A 7,958-nucleotide genomic window follows, 5' to 3' on the forward strand; every position below is an offset into this window, starting at 1 on the left:
TTTTGAGTATAATAAAGCCCTTGACAAGTGGATTATGCCTGATGGTTATCTTGGTTTGTTTATACCTACTGATGATTTTGAGAAGCGATTTGCTTTTGTACAAACTTTGGTATAAATAAACTTTCTGGTATAGCTTCAGAAGCCGTTAAACGTCAATGAATGAAGGTGATGAAGTATTTGGCAATCTTAAAGGAATGATATATGTACGAACATAAAACAATTTGATTTGTTATTTATAGTGAATGGATCTATACAGAGGTGGTTTTCTTGCATTATGATATTAAACATCTCTTTATATCTATTTTTTAAGGTGATTGTTTGACTATATGTCAGTTTAAACCTTTATATTTGTATATGTGAAGTTAACCGAAGAAAAAATCACTTATTATTGGCTATGATGAAAAAGGAAATTAAATTCAGTCTTGTTTATCGGGACATGTGGCAATCTTCCGGTAAATATCAACCTCGGGTTGATCAGCTTGTCCGTATCGCTCCTTTGATTATTGAGATGGGCTGTTTTGCCAGAGTTGAAACGAATGGCGGTGCTTTTGAGCAAGTGAATCTGTTGTACGGCGAAAATCCTAATAAGGCTGTCCGTGCTTTTACCGCACCTTTTAAAGAAGCGGGTATTCAAACGCATATGCTCGATCGCGGATTGAATGCGTTGCGCATGTATCCGGTTCCGGCAGACGTACGTAAATTGATGTATAAAGTCAAGCATGCGCAAGGAGTGGACATCACACGCATCTTTTGTGGACTGAACGAAACGAGGAATATCATTCCTTCTATTAAATATGCTTTGGAAGCAGGTATGATTCCGCAGGCAACTCTTTGTATCACCTATTCTCCCGTACACACTGTTGAGTATTATGCCCGAATTGCCGATCAACTGATTGAGGCCGGTGCACCTGAAATATGCTTGAAGGATATGGCGGGTATCGGTCGTCCGGGTATGTTAGGAGAATTGGTCAGGACTATCAAGGAGAAACATCCGGATATATTGATTCAATATCATGGTCATAGCGGACCGGGATTGTCTATGGCTTCTATTCTTGAAGTTTGTGAGAATGGTGTGGACATCATTGATGTGGCTATGGAACCGATGTCTTGGGGTAAAGTGCATCCGGACGTAATCTCTGTGCAGGCTATGTTGAAAGATTTAGGCTTCCAGGTTCCCGACATAAATATGAAAGCATATATGAAAGCTCGCGCTATGACGCAAGAATTCATTGATGATTTTCTGGGTTATTTTATGGATCCTACCAATAAATACATGTCTTCACTTCTACTGAAATGTGGTTTGCCGGGTGGTATGATGGGTTCCATGATGGCAGACTTGAAAGGAGTACATTCCGGTATCAATATGATATTAAGGAGTAAGAATGAGCCGGAACTTAGTCTGGATGATTTGCTTGTGATGCTTTTTGATGAAGTGGAATATGTATGGCCTAAGCTGGGTTATCCTCCTTTGGTGACTCCTTTCAGCCAGTATGTGAAGAATGTTGCATTAATGAATCTTATGCAGCAGGTAAAAGGAGAAGATCGCTGGACAATGATAGATAACCACACTTGGGATATGATTCTGGGTAAAAGTGGACGTCTTCCGGGTAAGCTCGCTCCGGAGATTATAGAGTTGGCGAAATCTAAAGGATATGAATTTGTCGATACCGACCCGCAGTTGAATTATCCGGATGCTTTGGATGAATATCGAAAGGAAATGGATGAAAATGGCTGGGAATATGGAGAGGATGACGAGGAGCTTTTCGAACTGGCCATGCACGATCGCCAGTATCGTGATTATAAGTCCGGGGTTGCCAAAAAGCGTTTTGAGGAAGAGTTACAACATGCTAAAGATGCGGCAATGGCAAAGAACGGATATTCGGAAGAGGAAATTAAGAAATTGAAACGTGCCAAGGCAGACCCGGTCATTGCTCCTGATAACGGGCAGGTACTTTGGGAAGTTTCCGTAGAGGGACCATCCATTGCTCCATTCATCGGACGTAAATATCAGCATGACGAAGTCTTTTGCTATCTTTCTACCCCGTGGGGAGAATATGAAAAGATTCTGACCGGATTTACCGGAAGGGTTGTGGAGATATGTGCACAGCAAGGTGCCAATGTACATAAAGGAGATGTAATAGGTTATATTTTACGGAGTGATATTTTTGCGTAGACTCTTATAAGAGTTAGGGTATAAGCTACACCTAATAAAGAATTTTAGTAGGGTGTCTTGAAAGTGTTTTTAAAATAGTAGTGATGCACAGAAAATCGATAACTAATCGGTGATCTGTGCATCCTCATTATTGTTACCTTAATGTAATAATTCTATGAGTATGTTACTATACCAGTACTTTATTCTCTAAAAGTTCTATGCGTTTGCACAATATCTCGATAAACCGGCTGTTTGCCTTGATTAGTTCACGGAGATCCTCTGCAGCTTCGATGCGGACAGTGCTACAATCTTTCGCGACTCCGATATTTGTCCCGATTGTACCTGTGTTATTGACATACACATTTCCATCTATTTTATTAAATAGCTCCAATGCAGACATATTTAGCACTTCTGCTATTTTGTTCAGCCTTGTTAATGTGAGGTCGGTTTCACCATACTCAATCTTACAATAGGCACTTGTTGACAGGTTCAACTTTTCTCCCATTTGTTCTTGAGTAAGATTCTTTTCCATACGAAGCATTTGCAGCCGATGTCCTACTATCTTCTTTAAATCTGTTTCCATGTATCTTGTTATTGGGAAGCAATTTATTATTGGACAAATGTAACAATTTTAGTGGATATAACAAATGCTATTTTATACTTATTCGAGAGAACTGTGGAAAATGCGATGGTGCAAATAGCTTGGAGACGGGAAAACGACCTCGTTTTATTGAACATACCACTCTTTTCCCTTTTCTCATTGATATTTGGAGATAACTATTCGTTTAACGGATGGTTGTAGTAAATATTGTGTATACAATGCACCTTAATGTGTGCTTAACTTTGCAGTCAGAGAAAACACAATCATTCATAACAGTAAATCATTATTGAAAAAAGAACATTCTATATTGTATTAAAAGAGCGAAATATTGCACTAAAAAACAAACATAGCATTAATAATAAATAATAAACAGACATGAAGAAGATTTTACTATTGTTCTCTATTTGCCTAATTCCAATGTTAGGCTATGCACAAACCGATGAAAACGGTAAAGAAAGAGTCTATATTGATTATTTCTCGCGTCCCGGTACTATCAGTAATATTTTGGCGGAAGCATTGCGTAATAAAGTAATAGAAGGTATCCAGAAGATGGATCGTGTAGAACTTATTGATGTTGATTCTAATGAAGCATTGAAGACTGAAGCGAAAAGACGCCAAGAGGCTTCTGCTATGGGAGATGCCGTTTGCAGAAGCGAGGTCATGACAACGTTAGGCGCCCAATATCTTATTCAGGGAAATATTACCAGTATGCAGGGAGTTAAAAAAACAGATAGTAAAGGGAAGACCTATTATCAGGGGAGTGTTTCTTACACGTTAAAGATAGTAGACCCTTCTAACGGTACACTCAAAGGAACCCAGACATTCACTCACGAGGGGCTGACCGGGAATATTGGCGATACTCCTGATGAAGCTATCATTAAGACTTTGGATTATGTAGTAATAAGCATGGACGATTTTGTTGACGAGTATTTCAAAATGAAAGGAACGATTGTACAGATTGAGAGTACCAAAAAAGATAAAGCACAAACTGTATATATCGATCTTGGAACCAAGAGAGGGGTACAAAAAGGTCAGAAATTTATCGTTTACATAGAGATGGATATTGCCGGAGAACTGTCATTGAAAGAAGTCGGACGCTTGAATGTGAAAGAAGTATTGAGCGGAACACGTTCTTTATGTACCGTGAGCAAAGGCGGTGAGGAGATAATGAAAGCATCGAAAGAAGAAAAGAAATTGATTATTCTTTCTCGAAAAAATACCTTTTTAGGCGGACTTGGACTATGATGAAGTTACGAATACTGCTTTTGAACCTGCTAGTTGTATACACTATTCATTTCATGGCACAGGAGTCATACTCTAATGACGTAACTTGTGTGAAGGCAGATGATAACATAGCCGTTATCACCGCTTCCGGAACAGCCGAAAAAAAGAAGGATGTATATAATATGGCATTGAAGTCGATCTTTAATGCTATATTCCTCAACGGCATTGACGGAGTGGAAAACGGACAGCCGCTCGTCGGGAAAGAAGATTCTTACTATATGAATCAGTTTTTCAGTTCACGTTATATGCTTTTTGTGAAGAACTATGAAACGGTAGGAGACCCGGTACGGCAATCTTCCAATCTATACAAAGGTACAGTAACGGCTCAAATCTTATTAGGTGCGCTTAAAAAAGACTTGATACGGAATAAATTGATGACGAGACCCCAGGAAGAAATGTCGATGGAGGAAACTCGGCAACAAATGGCTTTGCCGACAATCATGGTAGTCCCCTATAAAAGCAATGACCGAAGCTCATACGCCGATATTCTGAAGAATGATTTTGATCTTCGTATAGCCGTAAGTACGGTAAAGGAGGGATTTGTTAAGCTTGGCGTGAAGACGGTGGCTGCTGAGGGAAAACAGTCAGGAACTTTGCGCGCTTCCGAATGGGAAAGTAAGAATGCTGATTCCAATGATAAGCAGTTGTTGATGAATTCGGGAGCGGACGTCTATGTGATGGTTGATTTACAAAAAGACATATCTGCAGCTTCGGGAAGTAGAGTCTCATTGATTATGACTGCTCGTGAAACGGCTACCGGAGTAGATTTGGCTAGCCGGAAAAGCTGGACGAACCGCTTTAGGACGACGGACGTGGATAAGTTATGCGCATACGCGGCACAAGATGTTCTGGATGGTTTTCTGAAAGATATCTCGAAAGAGTTTGCCCGGAAAGTTCAACAGGGGAATACGGTTGTTCTTCGGGTTAGTCTCGCAGATAATGCTATCAATACGATGAATAGCCGGATAAACGGTACTACTACTCTTTCGGCGCATATACGCAATTGGGTACGAAAAAATGCCCAGGGAGGACGTTACCATATTCAAGGTGCTGTGGACGATAGTCTGATATTTGATTCGATACAGATTCCTGCAAAGGACAGCGACGGCTTGCCGATGGATTGCATCACATTTGCGGATAATCTGGTTAATTATCTGAATGATTCCGGAATAGATAGTGAACATAGAGTGGATGGAAGTACTATCTATTTGACTATTCAATAAATCAAGGACGTATGAAACATTGGCTTTTATTTATTCTTGTGATTTCATGGTTTTGCTTTCCGCTTTCCGGTCAACAAACGAACCGTCCTGACTGGGTGAAACAGCATCCTGTTAGTGGTTTAAGTTACATCGGAATAGGAATGGCTGAAATATCGGAAGGAGATTATCAGCAAAAGGCAAAGCAAAACGCTTTGTCTGATCTTGTATCTGAAATTCAAGTGGTGATTGCCGCCAATTCTTTGTTGAATACGTTGGAGGACGATGGTAATGTGAAACAAACCTTCGCAGAGAGTATTCGTACAGAAGCCCGGGCGGAAATAGAGAACTTTCGTCTGGTGGATTCCTGGCGAAGTGACAATGAGTATTGGGTTTATTATGAACTGAATAAGGATGATTATGCGGCCTTGGTGGAAGCACGTCGTCAGAAGGCAATCCGTAACGGCTTCGATTTTTGGTATAAGGGACACATTACTTTACAACAGGGAGATTTAATGACTGCCGTTGAATTATTCTCGAATGGAATGGAGGCTATACGCCCGGTGCTTAATCAGGAGTTGTTCTGCTCTTACGAAGGAAAGACAATTAATTTGGCGACTGAACTATATGCGGCTTTGGCTGGAGTATTTGATGGAATAACGATTGTTCTGAATCCGGCAACCGTTTCAGTCACGCCGTTTCAAGGTATAAGGGAGCCTATTGCTATAGGTGTTTACAGTAATGGAAATCCGTTAAGGAATATCCGGTTGAAAGCCGAGTTTGTTTCCGGGTCGGGAGATTTGTCTTCCATGTCTCCCACCGACGAATCGGGAGTTGCCGCTCTTTATGTGCGCAATATTACTTCTAAACAGGCACAGCAGGAAATTGGAATTTCATTAATTGATGATGTGTTCAGCTTGTTCCGGAAGGGAAGTTATGCAGCTTTATTCAAACAAATGCTTTCTTCTCTTCCCGGAGCAACGTTGACTATCAACACGGTGCAGACACAGACTTCTGCTTATGTTAGAAGTGCGCAGAGCGATATAGAGGCGGTGGAACGAACTGTGAAGAGTTTGCTGAACAATCATTTCTTTAACGTAGTTGCATCTCCTTCTGAAGCCGACATTATCGTTACATTGGATAATAAGTGTCGTAAAGGCAATACCGTTCCGGGTGAACTGTATAACTTCATCGAATTCTTTTCTACGTTGGGGATTAAAATAGAAAATAACCGGACGGGGCAAATCCTATTGAATTATTCTATTAATGATGAACGGACATTAGTACCTGAAAATAAGTCCGCTTCTCAAGGCAAGAATATGGCGGCGCGTGAATTGATAAAACGGCTGAACCGGGAGTTTGCACGTGAATTGAAGAAAATAACATTCGACAGAACCGGAAAGATTCCGGAAAGACAGAAGATGTTGCCGGATGTTCCTGTTCCGGTAGTCGGTCCTTCCGTACCGGAAAAAGAAGCTGATCCGGTTATATCTGTCCCTGTTGTGGTGCCGGAAGTTATTCCTGCTCCTTTGGTTCCGGTTAAGTCCGCCAAACCAGAGAATCAAAAGGCAATTCGGGTTGAATGGTTGGATGGTGTCTTTTTTGAATTTGACAAACTTGCAACTTTGGGAGACAAATCGAGGATACATCTTAAGATTGTGAATACAAATGCTGACGATTGCGAAGTGGACTTATATAGTGGAAATCTGACGGTTATAAACGAAAAAGGTGAAGAATCTCCGATTGTCAGTCTCAAACTGGGGTCTAAGTTCAATGACCGCAGAGTCACTGCGCTCATTGTGCCTGATCTGCCTACGGAGATGGTTATTGAGGTAAGTAAGTTGCAATCTGTGGCACTGCTGCAATTGAAGGATTTCAAAAATAATATAGTGAAGTTGAGAGGCTTGAAATGAATCATATATTAACATTAAAAAAGACTTGAAATGAAAAGAATTAATTTATTGGGAACAGCATTGCTAATCATTGCTGTTATGACAAGTTGCGGTAGTTCAAAACCTGTAACACAAACAGTGCAGCAACCGGCAGTGCAACAGGACGTAGAAATTAATGTTCCTTGTTCGGGACCGGAATTTCAAACGAACAAAGAGTATTTTAGAGCTAGTTCGATGGGACTTTCTACGGATATGTCTATTGCAAAGAAAAAAGCGATGACGGAGGCCCGGGCTGAAATTGCTACTGCTATCAATGCAAAAGTGAAATCGGTAACCGATAGTTATGTTTCCTCTTATCAGCAAGATGAAAATGATGAAAGCAAAAGTCGTTATCAATCATTGACCCGTACGGTAGTGGAACAGGAATTGAGCGGTACGCGTGTAATTTGTGAAAAAACCATGAAGACTCCTGATGGTAAATACAAAGTATATGTCTCTCTTGAACTGGCAGGAGAGGAAATCATGAATGCTATGGCAAATCGTATTAAGAATGATGACAAATTGCGCATTGACTTTGAATATCCTTAATTCCGCAACACTATAATTTAACTTTATTTATAAGTTCCTGAGCAACAAAAAGTTGCTCAGGATTTTGCCATGTCAGATTTTTCACTTATCTTAGTGTTGCAATTCAAAACAAGCGTAAATCGTAACAAGACATGGCAAAGGTACAAATAAAATCTGAAAAACTCACACCTTTTGGAGGAATTTTTTCAATCATGGAGCAATTTGACTCCATGCTTTCACCTATTATCGACCAGACACTTGGT

The 7,958-nt window shown here is 40.4% G+C and carries 6 protein-coding genes; 5 read left to right on the plus strand and 1 reads right to left on the minus strand.

The features are described from left to right. Positions 1 to 397 precede the first annotated feature (397 nt). A complete protein-coding gene (locus HMPREF0106_RS09325; RefSeq protein WP_032851457.1) occupies positions 398 to 2,173 on the plus strand; it encodes an oxaloacetate decarboxylase in 1,776 nt (591 codons plus the stop codon). A 166-nt stretch (positions 2,174 to 2,339) separates the two neighbouring features. On the opposite strand, the gene HMPREF0106_RS09320 is transcribed toward HMPREF0106_RS09325, so the two are convergent. Next, positions 2,340 to 2,735 carry a helix-turn-helix domain-containing protein gene (locus HMPREF0106_RS09320; protein ID WP_004312261.1) on the minus strand — a complete coding sequence of 132 codons (396 nt, stop codon included), beginning with the start codon at positions 2,733 to 2,735 and terminating at the stop codon, positions 2,340 to 2,342. A 393-nt stretch (positions 2,736 to 3,128) separates the two neighbouring features. Here HMPREF0106_RS09320 and HMPREF0106_RS09315 point away from each other — a divergent pair, with 393 nt between their 5' ends. Genes HMPREF0106_RS09315 through HMPREF0106_RS09300 form a run of 4 tightly spaced genes read left to right on the plus strand, consistent with a single transcriptional unit; the run spans position 3,129 to position 7,716 of the window. Next, positions 3,129 to 3,998, plus strand: coding sequence for a hypothetical protein (locus HMPREF0106_RS09315; RefSeq protein ID WP_004298503.1), 870 nt, complete (start codon positions 3,129 to 3,131; stop codon positions 3,996 to 3,998). Beyond that, entirely contained in the window at positions 3,995 to 5,260 is a 1,266-nt protein-coding gene (locus tag HMPREF0106_RS09310) for a DUF6175 family protein (protein WP_009040350.1), read from the plus strand. Before HMPREF0106_RS09315 ends, HMPREF0106_RS09310 begins: the two co-directional genes overlap by 4 nt. 11 nt (positions 5,261 to 5,271) lie before the next feature. After that, entirely contained in the window at positions 5,272 to 7,149 is a 1,878-nt protein-coding gene (locus HMPREF0106_RS09305; RefSeq protein ID WP_009040351.1) for an LPP20 family lipoprotein, read from the plus strand. Positions 7,150 to 7,179: 30 nt separating this feature from the next. Then, positions 7,180 to 7,716: an LPP20 family lipoprotein gene (locus tag HMPREF0106_RS09300; RefSeq protein ID WP_009040352.1), complete on the plus strand. Its 537-nt coding sequence runs from the start codon at positions 7,180 to 7,182 to the stop codon at positions 7,714 to 7,716. Positions 7,717 to 7,958: the final 242 nt, after the last annotated feature.

The sequence above is a fragment of the Bacteroides sp. D22 genome (assembly GCF_000163675.1).
Lineage (GTDB): Bacteria > Bacteroidota > Bacteroidia > Bacteroidales > Bacteroidaceae > Bacteroides > Bacteroides xylanisolvens.

What these genes read in the sequence shown, in the direction of transcription:
- HMPREF0106_RS09325 (WP_032851457.1), top strand. Translation starts at nt 398, where the DNA reads ATGAAAAAGGAAATTAAATTCAGTCTTGTTTATCGGGACATGTGGCAA.
- HMPREF0106_RS09320 (WP_004312261.1), bottom strand. Translation starts at nt 2,735, where the DNA reads ATGGAAACAGATTTAAAGAAGATAGTAGGACATCGGCTGCAAATGCTT.
- HMPREF0106_RS09315 (WP_004298503.1), top strand. Translation starts at nt 3,129, where the DNA reads ATGAAGAAGATTTTACTATTGTTCTCTATTTGCCTAATTCCAATGTTA.
- HMPREF0106_RS09310 (WP_009040350.1), top strand. Translation starts at nt 3,995, where the DNA reads ATGATGAAGTTACGAATACTGCTTTTGAACCTGCTAGTTGTATACACT.
- HMPREF0106_RS09305 (WP_009040351.1), top strand. Translation starts at nt 5,272, where the DNA reads ATGAAACATTGGCTTTTATTTATTCTTGTGATTTCATGGTTTTGCTTT.
- HMPREF0106_RS09300 (WP_009040352.1), top strand. Translation starts at nt 7,180, where the DNA reads ATGAAAAGAATTAATTTATTGGGAACAGCATTGCTAATCATTGCTGTT.